We start from the raw sequence: 21256 nt of genomic DNA on the forward strand, positions 1-21256 counted from the left end.
GCCGCCGAAGCCGGTTAAACTCGGGGTCCCGCCCCTTGGCGTCCCTGAACCCGGAAATGTCCGAAGATTCCCCTAGTAGCCCGCCGGAACGCCGCTCGTGGCTTGAACGCCTGAGCCAGGCATTTTCCGGCGAACCCGAAACGCGCGAGGACCTGCTCGAGATCCTGCGCGAGGCCCAGGCCAACGGCCTGCTCGAGGCCGATACCCTGAAGATGCTCGAGGGCGCCCTGTCGGTGTCCGAACAGCAGGTCGGCGACATCATGGTGCCGCGCTCGCAGATGGTGTCCCTGCCCATCGATGCGAAATTCCTCGACCTGATGAACCTGGTGGTCGAATCCGGCCATTCCCGCTTCCCCGTGCATGGCGAGGACCGCGACGAAATCCTGGGCATCCTGCTGGCCAAGGACCTGCTGCGCGGCATGGTCAGCGACGGCGGGCCCTCGTCCGTGCGCGAACTGCTGCGCCCGGCCGTGCTCATACCCGAATCAAAGCGCCTGAACGTGCTGCTCAAGGAGTTCAGGCTCTCGCGCAACCACATGGCCATCGTCGTGGACGAACACGGCGGCGTCGCCGGCCTGGTCACCATCGAGGACGTGCTCGAACAGATCGTCGGCGAGATCGACGACGAACACGACGATGCCGACGAAACCAAGCTCATCGCCGCCCAGGCCGACGGCCAGTACCTGGTCGACGCGCTGACGCCGATCGAGGACTTCAACGAACGGTTCGGCGCCGACTTCCCGGAAGACGAATACGACACCATCGGCGGCCTGGTCACCGCCGCCATCGGCCACCTGCCCGAAGGCGGCGAGGAACTGGCCCTGGGCCGCTTCCACTTCCGCGTCGGCCGCGCCGACCAGCGCCGCGTGCACACCTTCATTGTCAGCGTGCATGGCGAGGACTGAGGGCCGGCGCCATGCCGCCTGGTGGGTGGCCTGCCTGCTGGCCTGGCTGCTGCCCGGCCTGGCCTTCGCCGCACCGCGCATCGGCGTGCTGACCATGGAACCGGGCGAGATCTTCTGGGAACGCTTCGGCCACAACGCGATCGTCGTCGACGACCCGGCCACGGACCAGCCGCTGTCCTACAACTTCGGCTTCTTCGACCTGGACGAACCCGGCTTCCACTGGAACTTCGTGCGTGGCCGCATGGAGTACCGGCTCGAGGTGCTGCCCGCGGCCAGCGACCTGGCCTATTACCAGCGCACCGGCCGCGGCGCGGTGATCCAGTGGCTGGACCTGGCGCCGGAAGAGGCCAGGGCAATGGCCGCGCGCCTGGCCGTGAACGCGCTGCCGGAAAACGCCCGCTACACCTACGACTACTACACCGCCAACTGCTCCACGCGCGTGCGCGACGCCGTCGACCAGGCCCTGGGCGGCCAGCTGCGCGCCCAGCTCAGCGGCCGCTCGCAGGGCAATACCTACCGCAGTGAATCAGTGCGCCTGGCCGCGCCGGCGCCGTGGATGGCGCTGGGTTTCCACGTCGGACTGTCCGGCCACGCCGACCGGCCGCTGTCGCGCTGGGACGAGTCCTTCATACCAATGCGCCTGCGCGACGCCCTGCGCGAGGTCAAACGCGCCGACGGCCGTCCGCTCGTGCTCGCGGAAGAAAAACTGCTGCCGCACCGGTTGGTGCCGCCGCCGGCAGAAGCGCCGCGACTGCGCACCCAGGCTTTCCTCGCCGGCCTGGCGCTGGCGGTGCTGGTGCTGGTCGCCGGCAAGCGCGCACCGCGCGCCCTCGCCGGCGCTGCCCTGGCCTTCTGGCTCCTGGCCGGCGTGGCGGGCGGGGTGATGGCTTTCATCTGGTTCGGCACCTCGCACCTGGCCGGGCACGGCAACGAAAACCTGCTGCTGCTCAGCCCGCTCTGTCTGGGCCTGCTGCCCGGCGCCTGGGCGCGGCTGCGCGGCCGCAGCCCGTCGAAGCGGTTCCGCATCCTGCTCTGGATCGTCGCGGGCAGCGCCGCCGTGGCGGGCTTCCTGAAGTTCCTGCCCTTCCTGCCCCAGCAGAACGTCGAATGGGTGCTGCTGCTGTTGCCCCTGCACTGGGCGCTGCTGCGCACCATGGATCCCAAGGCCGCGGACGGAGACGACTGATGGACGCTCCCGCTTCCCCCACCATCGTCAACTGCGTGCGCTACGCCAGCGACGGCAGCCGCAGCGACATCTCGCTCGACGCCATCAGCGACGTGCTGGCCAAGGACGACGGCAGTTTCGTCTGGGTCGGCCTGTACGAACCGGCGCCGGCGCTCCTGGACAAGCTGCAGGAGGAATTCGGCCTGCACGACCTGGCCATCGAGGACGCCCAGCACGCCCACCAGCGCCCCAAGATCGAGGCCTACGGCAACTCGCTGTTCATCGCCGTGCACACCGCCCAGGCCCAGGGTGGCAAGGTCAGCTTCGGCGAAACCCACCTTTTCATAGGCCCGCGCTTCCTGGTGACGGTGCGGCACGGGTCTTCGCTGTCCTACAACGGCGTACGCAGCCGGGTCGAGCGCGAGCCCGAGTTGCTGGCGCTGGGGCCGTCGTACGGCCTGTACGCGGTGCTCGACTTCATCGTCGACAACTACCTGCCGATCGTCGATGAGTTCCGCGACCAGCTCAATGCACTGGAACAGGACATCTTCGCCGAGAGTTTCAGCCGCGAAACCGTGCGCAAGCTCTACGACCTCAAGCGCCGCGTCACCACCCTGCGCCTGGCCGTGGCGCCGATGCAGGACATCACCGGCCAGCTGACCCGCGTGCATACGCAGCTGGTGGGCGAGGAAATGCGCCTGTACTTCCGCGACGTCTACGACCACACCCTGCGCGTCAACGACGCCACCGATACCCTGCGCGAAATGCTGACGGCCGCGATGTCGGTGAACCTGGCCCTGGTCACCGTGTCCCAGGGCGAGGTCGTCAAGCGCCTGGCCGGCTGGGCGGCGCTGCTGGCGGCGCCGACCCTGGTAGCCAGCTGGTACGGCATGAACTTCCCGCACATGCCCGAGTTCGCCACCCGCCTGGGCTACCCGCTGGTGGTGGGCGCGACCGTGGCCGTGGTCGCCGGCCTGTTCATCATGCTGCGTCGCGCCAAGTGGATCTGAGGCGAGCCCGGGCAGCTTGACGGAGGTCAAGGCATCATCCGGCCCCGGCCGGCACGATGCCTGCCATGGCCGCCATTCCTCCCTTCGACGCCGACCTGCTGCGCCGCTACGACCGGCCCGGTCCGCGCTACACCTCCTACCCGACCGCCCCGCAGTTCAAGCCGGGTTTCGGGGAAACCGACTTCGCCCGTGCCGCGCGCCTGAGCAACGACGACCCGATCCCGCGCCGGCTGTCGCTGTACGCGCACGTGCCGTTCTGTTTCAGCCCGTGTTTCTACTGCGGCTGCAACCGCATCATCACCCGCGACAAGGCGCGCGCCGGCACCTACCTCTCGCGCCTGGTGCGCGAAGTGGCGATGTTGGGCCCGCTGTTCGACCGCGACCGCGAAGTGCTGCAGGTGCACCTGGGCGGCGGCACGCCGAATTTCTTCAGCGCCGGCCAGATCGGCGAACTGCTCGAAAGCCTCGACACCCACTTTCGGTTCAGCCAGTCGCCCACCCGCGACTTCTCGATCGAACTCGATCCACGTTTCGTGGACAAGGGCGACATCGAAGCCCTGGCCTTCATGGGCTTCAACCGCGCCAGCCTGGGCGTGCAGGACTTCGACCCGGCCGTGCAGGCGGCGGTGAACCGCCTGCAGTCGGTCGAGGAAACCCAGGCCGTGATCGATGCCTGCCGCCGGCACGGCTTCCGTTCGGTCAACGTGGACCTGATCTACGGACTGCCCCTGCAGACCCGCGCCGGCTTCGGCAAGACCCTGGACACCGTGATCGCCACCCGACCGGACCGCCTGGCGGTCTACAGCTATGCACACATGCCGCAGTTGTTCCGTGCCCAGAAGCAGATCGAGGACTCCCAGCTGCCCAGCGCGGAAGACAAGCTGGGCCTGCTTCAGCTGGCCATCGAAAAACTGTCCGCCGCCGGCTATCGCTACGTCGGCATGGATCATTTCGCACTGCCGGAAGACGACCTGTCCATTGCCCAGGAGCATGGCGGCCTGCACCGCAACTTCATGGGCTACACCACGCACGCCGACTGCGACCTGATCGGCATGGGCGTGAGCGCCATCAGCCACGTCGGCGACACCTACAGCCAGAACCCCCGCGACCTGCCCAGCTGGGAAATCGCCATCGACAACGGCCACCTGCCGACCTGGCGTGGCATGCAGCTCGACGCCGACGACGTGCTGCGCGCCGACCTCATCCAGCAGCTGATGTGCCAGGGCGAAGTGGACATCCCGGCCCTGGAGGAGCGCCACGAGGTCGATTTCGCCCGCTATTTCGCCGCCGACCTGGAAAGGCTGGTGGCGCTGAAGGCCGACGGCCTGGTCGAAACCTCCCCGACACGGATCACGGCCACCTCGCGCGGACGCCTGCTGCTGCGTATCATCGCGGCATGTTTCGACCGCTACCTGCACCAGCCCCAGGCGGAACCGGCCCGGTTCTCCAAGGCCATCTGACCGCGCCGGGGTCCGCCGCGTGAGCCCGACGGCCCGCCGGCCCCGGCAGAATCCCATCGCCGACGATGGCGACGAGCTGCGTTTCTGCAGCACCTGCGCGTTCTCCGACGCCTGCCTGTCGCAGGGTTACAACAAGTCGGACCTGATGGACCTGCACGTGCTGGTCGAACACGTCGGCCCCTTCCACGAAGGCGATCACATCTTCCGGGAAGGCGACGAGTTCAACGCCATCGCGGCCGTGCGCGCCGGCACGGTCAAGACCTACGTGCTCGACGCTGCCGGCCACGAACAGGTGCTGGGCTTCCACCTGCCCGGCGAGATCATCGGCCTCAATGCCATCAGCGAGGCACGCTATCCCTGCAATGCGGTGGCGCTGGACACGGTGATGCTGTGCCGGTTCTCGTTCCCGAAGATGGCCCTGCTGGCGACGCGCATGCCGGGGCTGCAGGCGCAGCTGTTCCGCCTGCTCAGCCAGGACATCGGCAAGGCCGCGCTGCTGGCCGGTGACTACACCGCCGACCAGCGCATGGCCGCCTTCCTGGTGGCGCTGTCGCGACGCTTCGCCCAGCGTGGTTTTTCGGCGACACGCCTGCACCTGACGATGACCCGCACCGACATCGCCAACTACCTGCGCCTGGCGCCGGAGACGGTAAGCCGGGTGCTGCGGCGCCTTCAGGAAGACGGCATGGTCAAGGTCGACCGCCGCGAACTCGAGATCCTCGACGCCACCCGCCTCGAAACCCTCGCCATGGCCGTCCTCCGCAACTAGCCGCCCCCCCTGGGGCGCTCCCAGCCGTAACCTTTCGCCTCGACATCGGTCTTGGCCTTCAGCCAAGTCCCGCCTCCGTTCGTTTCGCGGGTGGAGGCAACGCGCGCCCGCGCCGCACGCTCTGGCTATCGCCCCAAGTTGCCGGGAAGCCGCTTTCCCATCGGCCACGACGTGGCGTTGAGGAGGTGTCGCGTCTTCGCCCCGGCCGACCATCGGAGACAGGGATGTCGACGATGAGCCTACATGGACGTACTTGCGGCGTGTCGGTCGGGGCGAAGGCGCGGCGCCTCCACCCGCGGGACAAACGGGGGCGACGCCCTGCTTGGCCGAAGGCCAAGGGCAAGGGCAAGGGCAAAGGGCGGGGTCACTTGACCTGTGTCAGTGACCGGGGGGCGTCCGGGCCGGAGCATGGCGGCATCCTGTCAGGAGAGCCGTCATGAGCAGTACCAAGAAACTGTGGTTGGGCCTCGCCGCCCTGCTGGTGGTTTCGTTTTCCGCCCTGCTGTGGGTGGGCAGCGAGATCCACCGCGTCATGCCACCGATCCCGGAAAAGGTGGTCACCACCTCCGGCGACGTCGTCTTCACCCGCGACGACATCCAGACCGGCCGCGTCGTCTGGCAGTCCATCGGTGGCCATCAGTTGGGGTCGATCTGGGGCCACGGCGGTTACGTCGCTCCCGACTGGACCGCCGACTGGCTGCACCGCGAAGCCATCGACATCGTCGATCGCTGGGCCCGCGCCGAATTTTCCGCACCCGGTTTCGACGCCCTGGGCAAGGCCGAACAGGCCATGCTCGAGGCGCGGCTGCAGGAAATGCTGCGCGCCAACACCTTCGACGAAACCGCCGGGACCATCGTCATTGACAACGACCGCCTGGCCGCGATCAACAACGTCTCGGCGCACTACCAGAGCCTTTTCAGCAACGATCCGGCCACCAAGTCGCTGCGCGAAGCGTATGCGATGAAGGAGTCCACGGTCGCCGACGCCGAACACCGCCGCCAGATGACCGCCTTCTACTGGTGGACGTCCTGGACCGCGGTCACCCAGCGCCCCGGCAAGGAAATCAGCTACACCAACAACTGGCCCTACGACCCGCTGGTGGGCAACGAGCCCCCGTCGAACCTGCTGATGTGGACCGTGTTCAGCGTGCTGTTCCTGATCGCCGGCATCGCCCTGCTGGGCTGGCACTACGCCGTCAACCACGAACGCGACGAGGACCCGCAGCTGCCGCTGACCGACCCGCTGGCGGACGTGAAGGTGACACCGTCGATGAAGGCGACCGCGAAGTATTTCTGGCTCGTGGTTGCGCTGTTCCTTTCCCAGATCCTGCTGGGCGCGATGACCGCGCACTACCAGGTCGAGGGCCAGGACTTCTACGGTTTCGCGTTGTCCGAAATCCTGCCCTACTCGCTTACCCGCACCTGGCACACGCAGCTGGCGGTGCTGTGGATCGCCACCGCCTGGCTGGGCATGGGCCTGTACATCGGGCCGGCGATTTCCGGCCATGAACCCAAGTACCAGGCACTGGGCGTCAACGTGCTCTGGGTCTGCCTGATCATCATCGTGGTCGGTTCGTTCGCGGGCCAGTGGTTCGCGGTGATGCAGAAGCTGGGCCTGGCGAACAACTTCTGGTTCGGCCACCAGGGCTGGGAATACGTGGACCTGGGCCGCTTCTGGCAGTGGTTCCTGTTCCTGGGACTGGGCATCTGGCTGACGCTGGTCGGCCGCTGCCTGGTGCCGGCGATCCGCATGGGCGGCGAGTCCAAGTCCATCACCACGCTGCTGTTCCTCTCCACCGTGGCGATCGGCCTGTTCTACGGCGCCGGCCTGCTGTGGGGCGAACACACCCACCTGTCGATGGTCGAATACTGGCGCTGGTGGGTGGTGCACCTGTGGGTCGAAGGCTTCTTCGAAGTGTTCGCCACGGCCGTCATCGCCTTCCTGTTCACCAAGCTGGGCCTGATCAAGACCACGACGGCCACGGTCGCCGTGCTCTTCGCCACCATCGTCTTCATGTCCGGCGGCGTGCTTGGCACCCTGCACCACCTGTACTTCACCGGTACCCCGACCGCGGTAATCGCGATCGGCGCCTCGTTCTCCGCGCTGGAAGTGGTGCCGCTGGCCTACATCGGCTTCGAGGCCTACCACACCTTCAAGCTGGGCAAGGCAACGCCGTGGATGCAGCGCTACAAGTGGCCGATCCTGTTCTTCGTGGCGGTTGCCTTCTGGAACCTGGTGGGCGCCGGCCTGTTCGGCTTCCTGATCAACCCGCCGCTGCCGCTGTATTACATGCAGGGCCTCAACCTGACCCCGCTGCACGGCCACACCGCGCTCTTCGGCGTGTACGGCATGCTGGGCATCGGCCTGATGCTGTTTTGCCTGCGCGGCATGAAGCCGCAGGCGATCTGGCCCGAGGCGCCGCTGCGCACCGCGTTCTGGTCGCTCAACATCGGCCTGGTCGGCATGGCGCTGTTCACCCTGCTGCCGCTGGGCATCCTGCAGGTGAACGCGGCGATGAACCACGGCTACTGGTTCGCCCGTTCGGCCGATTTCATGCAGCAGCCGATCGTGGACATGCTGGTGTGGATGCGCGTGCCGGGCGACACCATCTTCAGCGTCGGCGCCCTGGCCCTGGCCTGGTTCGTGCTGCGGCTGTGGATCGCCCCGCGCACGGCGCCGCTGCCAGTCCCGGCCGATGGAGCGACCGAAACCGCGCGCTGACCCTTCGGATCTCCGATGCGTGATGTTCGGGGCCACTTCGGTGGCCCCTTTTTTTGGCCATTGCCGATGCGAATGACTTGCGTCAAGGCGACGTGCGGCCGCCCGGGCGACAGTAAGGCCACGCTGGTTCCAGGACCCCGACATGGCCGTCGCCCCCTTCCCCGTTTCGCTACCGCTGGCTTCCGCACCGCACCGCCTGCTGTTTTTCATCGGCGCCGCCAACGTGCTGGCGGCCATGGCCTGGTGGACCGGCTGGCTGGGCGGGCTGCTGCCCACGCCGACGGTGCCGGCCGGCTGGATGCATGCCTTCGTCATGCAGTACCAAGTGCTGCCGACCTTCATCTTTGGCTTCCTGCTGACGGTCTTTCCACGCTGGATGGCCCAGACCGATGCCAGCCGCTGGCACTACCTGCCGGTGGGCCTGGGCCTGGTGCTGGGCCAGGCGCTCACCCTGGCCGGCCTGCTGGCCGGTTCGGCGCTGCTGCTGCACATCGGCGTGGTCAATACCCTGGCCGGCTGGACCGCCGCGATGGCCGTGCTGGCTGGCTGGCTGCTGCGCGACCGCAGCGGCAACTGGCATGCCGTGTCCTGCTTCGTCGGCCTGCTGATGGGCCTGGCCGGGCTGCTGTGTTTCGTCGCCTACCTGCACGTCCCTCAGGAGCCGCGCCTGGCCTTCGCGATGCTCAAGATCGGCACCTTCGGGCTGCTGGTGCCGGTCTATTCGACGGTGGCGCACCGCATGTTCCCGTTCTTCGCCAGCAACGTGGTGGCGGGTTACCGGTCGTGGCGGCCCATGTGGCTGCTGGCTGTGAGCTGGCCGCTCTGGCTGGGCCACCTGGCGCTCGAGCTGGCGCATCTTTACCAGTGGCTGTGGCTGGTGGACCTGCCGCTGCTGGCCATCGCCGCCCTGACGCTGTGGCGCTGGTGGCCGCGCGGCAAGGCGCCGGCGCTGCTGCGCGTGCTGTTCTTCGGCTACGCCTGGCTGCCGATCGCGCTGGCCCTGTACGCCGCACAGAGCCTTTGGTTCCTGGGCACCGGCGAATTCACCCTTGGCCGCGGGCCGGTGCACGCCGTGTCCATCGGATTCTTCGGCAGCCTGCTGGTGGCCATGGTGACGCGGGTCACCCAGGGCCATTCGGGCCGTCCGCTGGTGCTGGGCAAGGTGCCGGCGCTGGCCTTCATGGGCATGCAGGGGGTCGCGGTGCTGCGCGTGGGCACCGAGCTTGCGGCCAATCCGGCGCCCTGGTTCCTGGCCGCGGGCATCGGCTGGGTCCTGGTGTTCCTGCCCTGGGTGCTGCGCTCGCTATGGATCTACGCCACCCCGCGCGCCGACGGGCGCCCGGGCTGAGGAAGCTTTGATGATCGCGTTCTACATCCAGATAAAGATGGTGCACATCGCCGCGGTGCTGGCCAGCGTCGGCCTGTTCGCGGTACGCGGTGCGCTGGTGCTGGGCGGCGTGAAGTGGGCGATGGCGGCCCCGCTGCGCTACCTCAGCTACACCATCGACACCGTACTGCTGACGGCGGCGCTGATGCTGCTGACCGCGCTCAAGCTCAATCCCTTCGTGGTGCCCTGGCTGTCGGTGAAGCTGGCGCTGCTGGTTCTCTACGTCGTGCTGGGAAGCCTGGCGCTCAAGCGCGCGCGCAGCCGGCGGTCGCGGGCGCTGTTCTACGTCGCGGCGCTGGCGACCTTCGCCTTCATGTATTTCGTGGCCCGTGCCCATCATCCGCTGGGCATCCTGCAGGGGCTGGCGGCATGACCTCACCCTCCATCCATCCCTGCTTCCTGGGTCCCTACGGCGAAAACGACGCCCTGCTGGAAAAACTGGTCGTCGAGTTCCTGCGCGACCACGTTTACTGGCGCCGGAACTTCCATCCCGAGGACCCGCCGGCCATCCCCACCGGGGCCGCCGGCGAGCCGGCCTATCGCGACTTCGAGGCGCGCATGCGCCGGGAGCTGCATGCGCTGTCGGCCGCGCTCAAGCGTTCGGTTCCCTTCCACAGTCCGCGCTATATCGGCCACATGGTGTCCGACCTGCTGCTGCCCGGCCTGGCCGCGCAGTTCCTCACCCTGCCCTACAACCCGAACAACGTGAGCATCGACGCGGCGCCGGTGACGATCGACATGGAGCTCAAGGCCGGCCTGCAGCTGGCCCGGATGTTCGGCTTCGTCGACGATCCTGCACGGCCCGACTGCGCCTTCGGCCACCTCACGTCCGGCGGCACCCTGGCCAACTTCCAGGCGCTTCGCCTGGCCCTGGCCTGCAAGGCCTTCCCGGTGGCGCTGCGTGCCGCGGCACCACCGGGCATGGCCTTGCCCGAAGACGACTGGAGCGCCTTCAATCTGCCGACGTCCGAGGTCGTCCTGCTGGTTGATCAATGGCATGCCTTCCTGGCCACCAACCCGCCGCGCGAACGACGCCGCTGGCGCGATCTGCTGGCCGGGCATCGCCTCGAGACCCTGGGCCTGGCCGGCTTCTTCAATGCCCACCCGGAACTCGGATCGCCGCGGGTTCTCGCACCTGTCACCGCCCACTATTCCTGGTCCAAGGGCATGAAGCTGATGGGCCTGGGCCGCGCCCAGCTCGAGCTGGTGCCCGAACGTGGCATGCGCACGGACACCGACGCGCTCGAAGACATGCTCAGCCGCTGCCAGCGCGAGCGCCAACCGGTGCTGATGGTGGTCGGCGTGCTCGGCAGCACCGAGTTCGGCACCGTCGACCCGCTGCATGACCTGGTGGCTGCGCGCGATCGCTGGACTGGCAAGGGGCTTGGTTTCTCGGTGCACGTGGACGCCGCCTGGGGGGGTTACCTGTGCACGCTGTTCCGCAAGCCCGATGGCAGCCTTCGCCCGATCCAGGACATGCACGAAGAATTCCGCGACTTCCCCGCCCCGGAAGTGCACGCCGCCGTGGCCGCGCTGGGCCGGGTCGATTCGATCACGGTCGACCCGCACAAGCTCGGCTACATCCCCTATGGCGCCGGCGCCTTCCTGTGCCGTGACCAGCGCGCCATGCAGCTGCTGGCCGAAGACGCCGACTATGTCTTCAGCAACGAGGAAACGCCGGACTACTTCCAGCGATTCCGGCAGCTGGGCCGCTACATCCCGGAAGGCTCCAAACCCGGCGCGGCCGCGGCCGCCGTGTACGTCACCCACCAGGTGCTGCCCCTGGACCACGAGAACTTCGGCATCCTGCCGCGCGAATCGATCCTCGCCACGGAAGCCTTCCGCACCGCCGCCACCCGCTTCGCGGCGCGCATGGAAGGACGACTGGTCTGCAAGCTGCCCTTCGAACCCGACTCGAACCTGATCTGCCTGGCGCTCAACCCCGCCGGCAATGGCGACGTCGCCACGATGAACCGGTTCGTGCGCGCCCTGCATCGCAGCCTCAGCTACGACCCGCGCCAGCCGGTGCAGGCGCGCGAGTTCTTCGGTTCGATGACTACGCTGCGGCCGGAGGTGATGGGCGCCGAGGAAACCTCCCGGGCGCTCGCGGCCCTGGGCCTGGGCCTGGACCCGGCCACGCTCGACGCCGGCGGCGAGGACGACGACCGCCTGGTGATCCTGCGCCACACGCTGATGAATCCTTTCCTGCTCGACACCGGCAACGGCATCAGCTACCTGGAGATGTATTTCGACTACCTCGAACGCCATGCCATGGCGCTGATCGACGCGGTGCCGGCATGAGCACCGGACGCGCCTGGCTCAAGCACGCCCTGGCCTGCCTGGCCCAGGAAGCCGCACGCTCGGCCGACACCCACCTGCTGCGCCTGGACCTGCCGGCCTTCCCGGGCATCCGCTTCTACTTCAAGGACGAAGCCGCGCATCCCACCGGCAGCCTCAAGCACCGGCTGGCGCGCTCGCTTTACCTGTACGCGCTGTGCAACGGCCGCCTGCACGAGGGCCAGGGCGTCATCGATGCCTCGTCGGGCAGCACCGCGATTTCAGAAGCCTGGTTCGCGCGCCTGCTGGGGCTGCGTTTCCAGGCGGTGATGCCGGACTGCACCGCGCCGGCCAAGGTGCGCCTGATCCGCGCGCTGGGCGCCGAATGCGTGCTGCTGCCGCCGGGCCTGGACGCCAGCGCGGTTGCGCGCGAACGGGCCGCCACCGAAGGCCTGTGTTACCTCGACCAGTTCGGCCTGGCCGAACGCGCCACCGATTGGCGCGGCAACAACAACATCGCCGAATCGATCCTTGCCCAGATGGCTCTCGAACCCGAGCCGGAGCCGACCTGGGTGGTCTGCGGCGCCGGCACCGGCGGCACCTCGGCCACGCTCGGGCGCTACCTGCGCTACCGCCGCCTCGACAGCCGCGTCTGCGTGGCCGAACCCACGGGCGGCGCTTTCGCGGTGGGCTGGCGCACGCGCGAACCCGACGCCGTCGCGCGCCAACCCACCCTGATCGAAGGCATCGGCCGCGGCCACGCCGAACCGGGCTTCCTCTACGACGTGGTCGATGCGGTCGAAGAAGTGGACGACGCCGATTCCATCGCCGCCTGCTGGTGGCTGGAGGGCGCCCTGGGACGGCGCTACGGCGGCAGTTCGGGCACCAACCTGGTGGCCTGCCTGCGGCTGGCCGCCAACATGCGCGAGCGGGATGAAGGTGGCGCCATCGTCAGCCTGCTCTGCGACCGCGGCGAACGCTACGCCGACACGCTGTTCGACCAAGCCTGGCTGGCCCGACGGGGAATCCGCCTGGCCGATGCGCGATTCAGCGCAAACTGACGATTGTCAGGCGCCGAAGACCAGGCAGGCGTTGGTGCCGCCGAAACCGAAGCTGTTGGACATCACCGTGCGCAGCGTCGCCTCGCGGCTTTCGCGCAGGATCGGGAAGCCTTCGGTCTGCGGATCGGGCGTGCCGATGTTGGCCGAGCCGGCCATGAACCGATCGCGCATCATGAGCAGGCAGTAGATCGCCTCGTGCACGCTGGCTGCGCCCAGGGAGTGCCCGGACAGCGCCTTGGTGGACGACAGCGGCGGCACCGTCTCGCCGAAGGCTTCGCGCACCGCCCGAAGTTCGACCAGATCGCCCAGCGGGGTCGAGGTGCCGTGGGTATTGAGGTAATCGATCGGTGCTTCGACGCCCTGCATCGCCATGCGCATGCAGCGCACCGCGCCTTCGCCCGAGGGCGCCACCATGTCGGCGCCGTCGGAGGTGACGCCGTAACCCAGCAGCTCCGCGTGGATGCGGGCGCCGCGGGCCAGCGCGTGCTCATAGTCCTCGAGCACCAGCATGCCGCCACCGCCGGCGATGACGAAGCCGTCGCGGGTGGCGTCGTAGGGGCGTGAGGCCGTGGCCGGCGTTTCGTTGTGGTGCGTGGACAGCGCGCCCATTGCGTCGAACTGCAGGCTCAGCGACCAGTGCAGTTCTTCACCGCCGCCGGCGAACATGATGTCCTGGCGGCCGGCGCGGATGAGGTCGGCCGCGGCACCGATGCAGTGCGCCGAGGTGGCGCAGGCGGCCGAGATCGAATAACTGGCGCCGCGGATGCCGAAAGCCGTGGCCAGGTTGGCCGACACCGTCGAACCCATCGTGCGCGGCACCATGTAGGGGCCGACCTTGCGCACGCCGCGGTTGCGCAGCAGGTCCGCCGCTTCCACCTGCCACTGGGTCGAACCGCCACCCGAGCCGGCGAACAGCCCGGTGCGATCCGAACGTACCTGCGAATCGTCGAGGCCGGCATCGGCTATGGCGTCCTGCATGGCCACGTGCGCGAACGCAGCGCCGTCGCCCATGAAGCGCAGGACCTTGCGGTCGATGCGGGCCGGCAGGTCGATGTCCGGCGCGCCGGACACCTGGCTGCGCAGGCCGGCTTCAACCGCCGCTTCGTCGCGCCGGATGCCGGATAGGCCGCTGCGCAGCGCCGCCGAAACCCGATCAAGCTGGTTGCCCAGGCACGAGACGATGCCCATGCCCGTAATCGCGATGCGCCGCATGACTACATGCCTTCGGTAGAGGTGAACAGGCCGACGCGGAGCTCTTCGGCGGTATAGATTTCGCGGCCGTCCACGAGCGTGCGACCGTCGGCGATCACCATCTTCAGGCGGCCGCGCACGACGCGCCGGATGTCGATCTCATAGGTCACCAGCTTCGCGGTCGGCAGCACCTGGCCGGTGAACTTCACCTGGCCCACGCCCAGCGCCCGGCCGCGGCCCGGCTCGCCGAGCCAGGGCAGGAAAAAACCGGCCAGCTGCCACATGGCGTCAAGCCCCAGGCAGCCCGGCATCACCGGGTCGTCGGTGAAGTGGCAGGCAAAGAACCAGAGGTCCGGACGGATGTCGAGCTCGGCGCGGATGTAACCCTTGCCATGCTTGCCGCCGGTTTCGCTGATCTCGGTGATGCGGTCGAACATCAGCATCGGGTCGGACGGCAGGCGCGCGCCTGTCGGGCCAAACATGGCGCCGCTGGCGCACTCCAGGAGCTGGCTGCGATCGAAGGATTGAGGCACGTTCATGGGGGACTATCAGGGAAGATGCGAATTTTCGTCGACCAATGTGCGTCATGCACCGTCGGGTATCAAGTAATTTCGCCGTACGCCGGCGTTTCCATGCTGCGGCGTATGTTGAAGCCCCGAGCCCGATCCGCGAACAAAACAAAGGGCAGGAACAGCGTCGTATCGCCCCCGGCGGCACCGAATCGAGCGGCGGGTCGCGCGCGGTGTCGTCGCCTCCGGCCCGGGACGCCACGACACCGAGGGACCCGCCGCTAGCGTGAGGGGAACGCCCATTCCACCTGCAGCCACAGCTTGCGCGTGTCGCGCGCGAAGCCGTCGCTCTGGTAGTCAGCCACCTTGAGCAGTCCCGTCAGCCCGGCCGGCAGCGGGAACGACAGCGACGCATCCCACTCCCGGCCGTAGTCGCCGCCGCCAAGGTCGGCGCTGAAGTCGTGCCAAGCGAGCGTCCAACCCAGCTTGTCCTCGAGCCGCCCGCTGCCGAACTTGCCCGACACCGACGCATAACGATCGTCCAGCCCGTTCGCCGGCGTCACCAGGAACTTGTCCGCCCAGCCGTTGAACGCATGCAGTGTCGCGAGCGGGGTCTGGAAGGCCGTGCTGCCGTTGCCACCCAGGCGTTCCCAGCCAAGTTTCCAGGTGAGACCCCAGGCGCTCGCCGATGGCTCGACCAGGAAATAGTCCGCGTCCACGCGCAGCGGATTGCCCGCGTGGTCGCGCTGCTTCGCGGCTTCCAGGGTCCAGCCCAGCGTCGTCGCGGCCAGTTTGCGGCTGCCGGTCCAGCGCAGGCCCAGCGTGCGCGTGGAGGCACTGGCCACGTCCTCGTCCTCCAGCCAGTAACCATAGGCAACGACATTGCCCGCGGCCGTCTGCCAGCTGGCGTTGGCCAGGTGGGCATCCAGCCGACGTTCGCGGGCCAGCGGGTCGCGCGCTTCGTCGCTGAACACGCGGTGCACGCGGTCGAGCCAGGCGTAGCGAAGCAGCAATCCCTCGCGCGGACTGAAATCCGCCGCGAGGCCGTCATAGGTCTGCTCGTTCTGGCGCCATCCGACGTTGCCGACGAAACGCTGGTTGTCGAGCAGCAGCCGCTGCCTGCCCAGCGTCGCGCCAGCCTTCGAGCCCTGCCAGCGCAACCAGGCCTGGTTCACTTCCAGGGACGCGGGATCGGCCACCACCGGATAGCTGGATTCACCGTTGGCTGTGGAGTTGTAGCGGTCATCCAGGGCCGCAATGCCTTCGAGTTCCATTCCCGCCGACCAGGCGCCGCCCAGCGCCTGGCGGTAGCCAAGGCGCAGGCGCAGGGTGTCGGCGCTGGCGTCGCGGGCGAACGCCGCGTCGTCCACCGCCTCATGGCGATAACGAAGATGGCCGGACCAGCCATCCCCGGCCGGGGCGGCAAAGGCCGCATGCGACAGGCCGGCGGCGGCCAGGGCAAGCGTGATGCAGGTCTTGAGGTTCATGGTGGACTTCCGAAGCAGGCCCGTATCGGGTCGTCGCGAGCGTGCGCCTGTCAGCGCGTATTGCCACTGAGCCAGATCAAGCAGGGGAGCATTTGCCGCTTCCCGCCGGGTTCACATCCGCGGGAAGGGGGTGCATGCTGCCCGCCGTGGGTTTTTCTTGACGTGCGTCAGGGAAGGGCACGTTACTCCGCTGCAAGCTGTCGGCATTGAATTGCTGAACGACCTACTACCGGAGACATGCTCATGAAGCGCGCACTGCTCGTCGTTTCCATCGCCGCCGCCCTGGCCCTGGCCGGCTGCCGCGACAATCCCAACGCTGATCTCGACGCCCATGAAGCGGTGGTCGCCAAGCGCGCCGCCGGCTCGACCGATACCGGCGGATCACGCAAGGGCGACTTCGGCCCGCCACAGGGCGAAATGATCGACGCCGTGCTCACGTCCCCGCCGCACGTGCCGCCGGCGACCAACCGCGACTATCCCGCGAAGGTGAGGGTCGAACTGGAAGTACGCGAGGTCGACCTGGAGATCGCCGAAGGTGTCACCTATACCTTCTGGACCTTCGGCGGCACCGTGCCGGGCAGCTTCATCCGCGTGCGCCAGGGTGACACGGTGGAGTTCCACCTCAACAACCACCCCGACTCGAAGATGCCGCACAACATCGACCTGCACGGCGTCACCGGCCCAGGTGGCGGCGCGGCCTCGACGTTCACGGCACCGGGCCATGGCTCGCAGTTCACGTTCAAGGCGCTCAATGCCGGCCTGTACGTCTACCACTGCGCCACCGCGCCGGTCGGCATGCACGTGGCCAACGGCATGTACGGCCTGATCCTGGTCGAGCCGCCCGAGGGCATGCCGCCGGTGGACAAGGAGTTCTACGTGATGCAGGGCGACTTCTACACCACCACCAAGTTCCGCGAGAAGGGCCACGCCCCCTTCGACATGCAGAAGGCGATCGACGAGAACGCCACCTACGTGCTGTTCAACGGCTCCGAGAACGCACTCACCGGCGACAAGTCGATCAAGGCCAACATCGGGGAAAACGTTCGCCTGTACGTGGGCAACGGCGGCCCGAACCTGGTGTCGAGCTTCCACGTCATCGGCGAGATCTTCGACAAGGTCTGGTACGAGGGTGGCACCCGCTACCAGGAAAACGTCCAGACCACCCTGATCCCGGCCGGTGGCGCCATGATCGCCGACTTCCACCTCGAGGTCCCGGGCAGCTACGTGCTGGTCGACCACTCGATCTTCCGCGCCTTCAACAAGGGCGCGCTGGGCATCCTCCAGGTGGCTGGCGAAGAGGACAAGAGCATCTACTCGGGCAAGGAAGTCGACCACGTGTACCTGGGCGACAAGGCCGCGAGCATGCAGCCGGTGGCCGACGCGGCCGCCGCCGAAGCCTCGGGAACGCTCACCCTGGAGGGCCAGGTCGCGGCAGGCAAGGCGCTGTTCGCCGGCACCTGCTCCACCTGCCACGGCGTCGAAGGCGCCGGCATGCCGGGCGTGTTCCCGCCGCTGGCCAAGTCCGACTGGATGACCCGTTCGCACAACGAACTGGCCACCATCGTGCTCAACGGCCTGTCCGGCCCGATCAAGGTCAACGGCCAGGACTACACCTCGGTGATGCCGCCGATGAGCCAGCTGACCGACGACGAGGTGGCCAACATCCTCACCTACGCGCTCAACAGCTGGGGCAACCCGGGTGGCCAGGTCAGCAAGGAAGACGTGGCGAAGGTCCGTGCCGGCACCGAACGCGGCGAAGGCGCGGCGCACTGAGCATGAAAACGGCCTGTGTCCTGCTGTTGGCCCTGCTTCCCCTGCCCGGCGTCGCCGCCGGGCAGGACTGGGCCCGGCTGCCGGGCGGTGAATTCTCCTCGGTGCTGCGCTACGAGGACACCAATGGCGTGCTGAAGGTCGCGCCCTTCGAGCTCCAGAACCGGCCGGTCACCAACGCCCAGTTCCTGGACTTCGTCCGCAGCCACTCCGACTGGCAGCGCGGCAAGGCCCCGGAACTGTTCGCCGAAGCGCGCTACCTGCAGCACTGGGCCGGCCCCACCGACCTGGGCGGGGCGGGTCCGGCCCAACCTGTGGTCAATGTCAGCTGGTTCGCCGCCCAGGCCTACTGCGAGGCCCAGGGCGCGCGGCTGCCGACCTGGACCGAATGGGAATTTGCGGCCGCCGCCGATGAAACTCGCGCGGACGCCCGCAAGGATCCGGCCTGGCGGGAGCGCATCCTGGCCTGGTATTCCCGGCCTTCGAACCGCGGCCTGGCCGATGTCGGCCAGGGTCCCGCCGACGTCAACGGCGTCCAGGACCTGCACGGCCTGGTCTGGGAGTGGGTGGACGACTACGCCGCGATGCTGGTTTCTCCCGACAACCGCGACCAGGGCGACCCGGACAAACTGCAGTTCTGCGGTGCCGGCGCCCTGTCCATGGACGACCGCGAAAACTACGCCGTGCTGATGCGCGTGGCCATGCTCTCGGCCCTGCAGGCCGAGGACACCACCGGCAACCTCGGTTTTCGCTGCGCGCGCGACATCTAAGGAAACTACCCAATGAAGACCCGGCATTTCGCACTGTGGCTCCTGCTTGCCCTGGCGGCGGGCCCTCTGCAGGCGGCCACCGCCGCCGAACTGCCCGGGGACTCCGTCTACCGCCTGGCCGACACCTATACCGACCAGGCCGGCCGCGACTTCAGGCTCGCCGACGGCCGCGGCGAGGTGCGCGTCGTGGCGATGTTCTATACGTCCTGCCGCTACGTCTGCCCGCTGATCATCGACAGCGCCAAGGGCGTCGAACACGCCCTGGCCCCGGACGAGCGTGCCCGCCTGCACCTGCTGCTGGTCAGCCTGGACCCGGCCCGCGACGATCCCGCGGCGCTCAAGCAGGTCTTCGACAAGCGTCGCCTGGACGCGGATCGCTGGACCCTGGCCCGCACCGAATCCGCCGGCGTGCGCCGCCTGGCCGCCGTCCTGGGCATCCGCTACCGGCCCCTGGCCGACGGCGAGTTCAACCACACCTCGTCCCTGGTGCTGCTCGATGGCGAGGGCCGGATTCTGGCCCGCACGGAAACCCTGGGCAGCGTGCCGGACCCGGCCTTCGTGGCCGCCGTGAAAGCCGCACTGGCCAAGCCGGCGGGCTGAGCCGGCCTCGCCGGCACGCACAGGCACGGAGGTGGCGCCCGCAGCTTGACCAAGGTCAATCCGGCGTCGCGCGGGCTTGCGGATAATGACGGCCAAGACAACGGGGAAGCTCCGATGACGCTGGACAACAAGGTGGAAACCTACAACGACAAGGTCGTACTGCAATTTGCAGTGATGACCGTGGTCTGGGGCGTGGTGGGCATGCTGGTGGGGGTGATCATCGCCGCCCAGCTGTACTGGCCCTCCCTGAACTTCGACCTGCCCTGGTTCAGCTTCGGCCGCCTGCGGCCGCTGCATACCAACGCGGTCATCTTCGCGTTCGGTGGCTGCGCCCTGTTCGCGACCAGCCTTTACGTGGTGCAGCGCACCTGCCACGTGCGGCTGATCTCGGACAAGTTGGCGGCCTTCGTGTTCTGGGGCTGGCAGGCGGTGATCGTGGCCGCGGCGATTTCCCTGCCCCTGGGTTTCACCCAAGGCAAGGAATACGCCGAACTGGCCTGGCCGATCGACGTGCTGATCACCCTGGTCTGGGTGGCCTACGGCTTCATCTTCTTCGGCACGATCGCCAAGCGCCGGGTCCGGCACATCTTCGTCGCCAACTGGTTCTACGGCGCCTACATCATCGCCGTGGCCCTGCTGCACATCGTCAACTCGCTGGCGATGCCGGCCGGGCTGATGCACAGCTACCCGGTCTACTCCGGCGCCGTGGATGCGATGGTGCAGTGGTGGTACGGCCACAACGCGGTCGGTTTTTTCCTGACCGCCGGCTTCCTGGGCATGATGTATTACTTCGTGCCGCGCCAGGCCAACCGCCCCATCTACAGCTATCGCCTGTCGATCGTGCACTTCTGGGCGCTGATCGCCGTGTACATGTGGGCCGGCCCGCACCACCTGCACTACACCGCACTGCCCGACTGGGTGCAGTCGGTGGGCATGGTGTTCTCGCTGATCCTGCTGGCGCCCAGCTGGGGTGGTGCGATCAACGGCATCATGACCCTCTCGGGTGCCTGGCATAAGCTGCGCACCGACCCGATCATCAAGTTCCTCGTGGTCGCCATCTCGTTCTACATGATGAGCACCTTCGAAGGTCCGATGATGTCCATCAAGACCGTCAACGCGCTCAGCCACTACACCGACTGGACCATCGGCCACGTGCACTCGGGTGCGCTGGGCTGGGTGGCCATGATCTCGATCGGCTCGATCTACATGCTCATCCCGCGCTGCCTGGGCCTGAAGGAAATGGCCAGCATCCGCATGATCGACCAGCACTTCTGGATCCACACCATCGGCGTGGTGCTCTACACCGTGTCGATGTGGATCGCCGGCATCTACCAGGGCCTGATGGCGCGCGCCGCGAACGACGACGGCACGCTCACCTACGCCTTCGCCGAGATCGTGCAGTTCAACTACCCCTACTACCTGGTGCGCCTGCTCGGCGGCCTGCTGGTGATCGCCGGCATGGCCCTGATGTGCGTGAACACCGTGCGCACCTTCCGCCTCGCCAAGGGTGCGGTTGAATCGCCGGTGCTGCCGCCCGCCGCCCAGACGCACGCCTGAGGACCCGACATGAGCCACGAAAAGATCGAAACCAATGTCGGCTGGATGGCGATCCTGATCGCGATCGCCATCAGCTTCGGCGGCCTGGCTGAAATCGTGCCGCTGATGTACCAGGCCGAGACCGTCAAGCCGATCCCCGGCGTCAAACCCTATGCGGCCCTGGAGCTCGCAGGTCGCGACATCTACGTGCGCGAGGGCTGCTACAACTGCCACTCGCAGATGATCCGCACCCTGCGCCACGAAACCGAACGTTATGGCCACTACTCGCTGGCCGGTGAATCGGTCTACGACCGGCCCTTCCAGTGGGGCAGCAAGCGCACCGGCCCGGACCTGGCCCGCGTCGGCGGCCGCTACTCCGACGACTGGCACCGCGTGCACCTGATCAACCCGCGCGACGTCGTGCCGGTATCGAACATGCCCGGCTACCCCTTCCTGGCCGAAACCCCGGTGGACCCCGGCGTGGTGAAGCGCAACATGCGCGCGCTGCAGCGCCTGGGCGACCCGTACACGGCCGAAGACATCGAGGGCGCCGCCGCGGCGGTGACCGGAAAGTCCGAAATGGACGCGCTGATCGCCTATCTGCAGGGCCTCGGCAAACACGCGCCGGTGAACTGAC

General features: G+C 67.9%; 18 protein-coding genes. 15 read left to right on the forward strand and 3 right to left on the reverse strand.

Translation table 11 applies throughout. The features are described 5' to 3' along the window. Positions 1 to 56: 56 nt before the first annotated feature. From ACYVJH_RS07090 to ACYVJH_RS07135, 10 genes are all read left to right on the forward strand, one after another. On the forward strand, positions 57 to 905 hold the full coding sequence (locus ACYVJH_RS07090) for an HlyC/CorC family transporter (RefSeq protein ID WP_460453909.1): 849 nt from the start codon (positions 57 to 59) through the stop codon (positions 903 to 905). After that, positions 892 to 2091 carry a lipoprotein N-acyltransferase Lnb domain-containing protein gene (locus ACYVJH_RS07095; RefSeq protein ID WP_460453910.1) on the forward strand — a complete coding sequence of 400 codons (1200 nt, stop codon included), beginning with the start codon at positions 892 to 894 and terminating at the stop codon, positions 2089 to 2091. Before ACYVJH_RS07090 ends, ACYVJH_RS07095 begins: the two co-directional genes overlap by 14 nt. After that, positions 2091 to 3080, forward strand: a complete 990-nt coding sequence (locus ACYVJH_RS07100; protein WP_460453911.1) for a magnesium and cobalt transport protein CorA — start codon at positions 2091 to 2093, stop codon at positions 3078 to 3080. Before ACYVJH_RS07095 ends, ACYVJH_RS07100 begins: the two co-directional genes overlap by 1 nt. Before the next feature lie 65 nt (positions 3081 to 3145). Then, positions 3146 to 4540 carry an oxygen-independent coproporphyrinogen III oxidase gene (gene hemN / locus ACYVJH_RS07105; RefSeq protein WP_460453912.1) on the forward strand — a complete coding sequence of 465 codons (1395 nt, stop codon included), beginning with the start codon at positions 3146 to 3148 and terminating at the stop codon, positions 4538 to 4540. Positions 4541 to 4559: 19 nt separating this feature from the next. After that, entirely contained in the window at positions 4560 to 5309 is a 750-nt protein-coding gene (locus ACYVJH_RS07110; protein WP_460453913.1) for a helix-turn-helix domain-containing protein, read from the forward strand. A gap of 436 nt (positions 5310 to 5745) precedes the next feature. Continuing rightward, a complete protein-coding gene (locus ACYVJH_RS07115; protein ID WP_460453914.1) occupies positions 5746 to 8031 on the forward strand; it encodes a nitric-oxide reductase large subunit in 2286 nt (761 codons plus the stop codon). 142 nt (positions 8032 to 8173) lie between these two features. Next, positions 8174 to 9379, forward strand: coding sequence for an NnrS family protein (locus ACYVJH_RS07120; protein ID WP_460453915.1), 1206 nt, complete (start codon positions 8174 to 8176; stop codon positions 9377 to 9379). A gap of 10 nt (positions 9380 to 9389) precedes the next feature. Next, entirely contained in the window at positions 9390 to 9791 is a 402-nt protein-coding gene (locus ACYVJH_RS07125) for a SirB2 family protein (RefSeq protein ID WP_460453916.1), read from the forward strand. Further along, complete coding sequence (locus tag ACYVJH_RS07130) at positions 9788 to 11719, forward strand: pyridoxal phosphate-dependent decarboxylase family protein (protein WP_460453917.1); 1932 nt, start codon at positions 9788 to 9790, stop codon at positions 11717 to 11719. Before ACYVJH_RS07125 ends, ACYVJH_RS07130 begins: the two co-directional genes overlap by 4 nt. After that, positions 11716 to 12756, forward strand: a complete 1041-nt coding sequence (locus tag ACYVJH_RS07135; RefSeq protein ID WP_460453918.1) for a PLP-dependent cysteine synthase family protein — start codon at positions 11716 to 11718, stop codon at positions 12754 to 12756. Before ACYVJH_RS07130 ends, ACYVJH_RS07135 begins: the two co-directional genes overlap by 4 nt. Before the next feature lie 6 nt (positions 12757 to 12762). Here ACYVJH_RS07135 and fabB read toward each other — a convergent pair whose 3' ends face one another. The 3 genes from fabB to ACYVJH_RS07150 form a co-directional block, all read right to left on the reverse strand. Continuing rightward, on the reverse strand, positions 12763 to 13968 hold the full coding sequence (gene fabB, locus ACYVJH_RS07140) for a beta-ketoacyl-ACP synthase I (protein ID WP_460453919.1): 1206 nt from the start codon (positions 13966 to 13968) through the stop codon (positions 12763 to 12765). Positions 13969 to 13970: 2 nt separating this feature from the next. Next, positions 13971 to 14486 carry a 3-hydroxyacyl-[acyl-carrier-protein] dehydratase FabA gene (gene fabA, locus ACYVJH_RS07145; RefSeq protein ID WP_460453920.1) on the reverse strand — a complete coding sequence of 172 codons (516 nt, stop codon included), beginning with the start codon at positions 14484 to 14486 and terminating at the stop codon, positions 13971 to 13973. A gap of 251 nt (positions 14487 to 14737) precedes the next feature. Further along, complete coding sequence (locus tag ACYVJH_RS07150; protein WP_460453921.1) at positions 14738 to 15943, reverse strand: alginate export family protein; 1206 nt, start codon at positions 15941 to 15943, stop codon at positions 14738 to 14740. Positions 15944 to 16186: 243 nt separating this feature from the next. Here ACYVJH_RS07150 and nirK point away from each other — a divergent pair, with 243 nt between their 5' ends. From nirK to ccoO, 5 genes are all read left to right on the forward strand, one after another. Beyond that, the gene (gene nirK, locus ACYVJH_RS07155; RefSeq protein WP_460453922.1) at positions 16187 to 17716 is read left to right on the forward strand and encodes a copper-containing nitrite reductase; all 1530 of its coding nucleotides are present in this window, start codon (positions 16187 to 16189) and stop codon (positions 17714 to 17716) included. A gap of 2 nt (positions 17717 to 17718) precedes the next feature. Further along, a complete protein-coding gene (locus tag ACYVJH_RS07160; RefSeq protein ID WP_460453923.1) occupies positions 17719 to 18483 on the forward strand; it encodes a formylglycine-generating enzyme family protein in 765 nt (254 codons plus the stop codon). A gap of 12 nt (positions 18484 to 18495) precedes the next feature. Next, entirely contained in the window at positions 18496 to 19083 is a 588-nt protein-coding gene (locus ACYVJH_RS07165) for an SCO family protein (protein WP_460453924.1), read from the forward strand. A gap of 114 nt (positions 19084 to 19197) precedes the next feature. Continuing rightward, complete coding sequence (ccoN, locus tag ACYVJH_RS07170; protein WP_460453925.1) at positions 19198 to 20640, forward strand: cytochrome-c oxidase, cbb3-type subunit I; 1443 nt, start codon at positions 19198 to 19200, stop codon at positions 20638 to 20640. 9 nt (positions 20641 to 20649) lie between these two features. Further along, positions 20650 to 21255 carry a cytochrome-c oxidase, cbb3-type subunit II gene (gene ccoO / locus ACYVJH_RS07175; protein WP_460453926.1) on the forward strand — a complete coding sequence of 202 codons (606 nt, stop codon included), beginning with the start codon at positions 20650 to 20652 and terminating at the stop codon, positions 21253 to 21255. Position 21256: the final 1 nt, after the last annotated feature.

This window comes from Arenimonas aestuarii (assembly GCF_054781715.1).

Excerpts from the sequence above, each read along its gene's own strand:
- ACYVJH_RS07090 (WP_460453909.1), top strand. The coding sequence starts at position 57 with ATGTCCGAAGATTCCCCTAGTAGCCCGCCGGAACGCCGCTCGTGGCTT.
- ACYVJH_RS07095 (WP_460453910.1), top strand. The coding sequence starts at position 892 with ATGGCGAGGACTGAGGGCCGGCGCCATGCCGCCTGGTGGGTGGCCTGC.
- ACYVJH_RS07100 (WP_460453911.1), top strand. The coding sequence starts at position 2,091 with ATGGACGCTCCCGCTTCCCCCACCATCGTCAACTGCGTGCGCTACGCC.
- hemN (WP_460453912.1), top strand. The coding sequence starts at position 3,146 with ATGGCCGCCATTCCTCCCTTCGACGCCGACCTGCTGCGCCGCTACGAC.
- ACYVJH_RS07115 (WP_460453914.1), top strand. The coding sequence starts at position 5,746 with ATGAGCAGTACCAAGAAACTGTGGTTGGGCCTCGCCGCCCTGCTGGTG.
- ACYVJH_RS07120 (WP_460453915.1), top strand. The coding sequence starts at position 8,174 with ATGGCCGTCGCCCCCTTCCCCGTTTCGCTACCGCTGGCTTCCGCACCG.
- ACYVJH_RS07125 (WP_460453916.1), top strand. The coding sequence starts at position 9,390 with ATGATCGCGTTCTACATCCAGATAAAGATGGTGCACATCGCCGCGGTG.
- ACYVJH_RS07130 (WP_460453917.1), top strand. The coding sequence starts at position 9,788 with ATGACCTCACCCTCCATCCATCCCTGCTTCCTGGGTCCCTACGGCGAA.
- ACYVJH_RS07135 (WP_460453918.1), top strand. The coding sequence starts at position 11,716 with ATGAGCACCGGACGCGCCTGGCTCAAGCACGCCCTGGCCTGCCTGGCC.
- fabB (WP_460453919.1), bottom strand. The coding sequence starts at position 13,968 with ATGCGGCGCATCGCGATTACGGGCATGGGCATCGTCTCGTGCCTGGGC.
- fabA (WP_460453920.1), bottom strand. The coding sequence starts at position 14,486 with ATGAACGTGCCTCAATCCTTCGATCGCAGCCAGCTCCTGGAGTGCGCC.
- ACYVJH_RS07150 (WP_460453921.1), bottom strand. The coding sequence starts at position 15,943 with ATGAACCTCAAGACCTGCATCACGCTTGCCCTGGCCGCCGCCGGCCTG.
- nirK (WP_460453922.1), top strand. The coding sequence starts at position 16,187 with ATGAAGCGCGCACTGCTCGTCGTTTCCATCGCCGCCGCCCTGGCCCTG.
- ACYVJH_RS07160 (WP_460453923.1), top strand. The coding sequence starts at position 17,719 with ATGAAAACGGCCTGTGTCCTGCTGTTGGCCCTGCTTCCCCTGCCCGGC.
- ACYVJH_RS07165 (WP_460453924.1), top strand. The coding sequence starts at position 18,496 with ATGAAGACCCGGCATTTCGCACTGTGGCTCCTGCTTGCCCTGGCGGCG.
- ccoN (WP_460453925.1), top strand. The coding sequence starts at position 19,198 with ATGACGCTGGACAACAAGGTGGAAACCTACAACGACAAGGTCGTACTG.
- ccoO (WP_460453926.1), top strand. The coding sequence starts at position 20,650 with ATGAGCCACGAAAAGATCGAAACCAATGTCGGCTGGATGGCGATCCTG.